This window comes from Methylobacterium organophilum, assembly GCF_022179465.1.
Taxonomy (GTDB): Bacteria; Pseudomonadota; Alphaproteobacteria; order Rhizobiales; family Beijerinckiaceae; genus Methylobacterium; species Methylobacterium organophilum.
Genome location: NZ_BPQV01000025.1, coordinates 1 through 680, shown reverse-complemented (window position 1 = coordinate 680; position 680 = coordinate 1). Strand labels below are relative to the sequence as shown.

The window sequence follows — 680 nt, the reverse complement described above, 5'->3', positions numbered from 1 at the left end:
CTAGGTCGTGAACCCATAACGGCTGGCACGGATGAGGCGTGCCGTCGTTAGCCTTCTTGAGACGGAGGGTTTTGGATGGCGCGGTTTGACCTGACGGATGCGGAGTGGGGGGTGATCGCGCCGCTTCTGCCGACGGATGTGCGCGGCAAGGATCGGGTGGACGACCGGCGGGTGCTCAACGGCATCTTCTGGCGGCTGCGCACGGGTGCGCCCTGGGCCGACATCCCGGCGCGCTACGGTCCCTACACGACCTGCGGCAACCGCTTCCGGCGCTGGCGCAAGCGCGGGATCTGGGACCGGCTTCTGGAGGCGGTGTCAGAGGCTTACGAGGGCGATCTGCAGATGATCGACGCCACCAGCGTGCGGGTGCACCAGCACGCGGCCTGCGCCCAAAAAAAGAGGGCGGATCCGGTGGCATGGGTCGCTCGCGCGGCGGCCTGACAAGCAAGATCCACGCGCGGGTGGATGCCGAGGGCCGTCCCGTGGCGCTGAAGATCACGGAAGGCCAAGCGCATGACGGGCGTTCGGCGGACGACATGCTGGACGGGTTGGGTGCGGGGCAGATCCTGCTGGGTGATCGGGCCTACGACAGCGACGCGCTGCGGGCCCGGATGGCAGAGCAAGGTGCGTGGGCGAATGTGAAGCCGATGCCCAATCGCAAGCAGGTGCTGGCCTTCAGC

Annotated in this window: 1 pseudogene; it reads left to right on the top strand. The window is 67.8% G+C overall.

Annotated elements, in window-relative coordinates:
- Window positions 1-75: 75 nt before the first annotated feature.
- Window positions 76-680, top strand: a pseudogene (locus MFF21_RS23675) (IS5 family transposase); the annotation flags it as partial.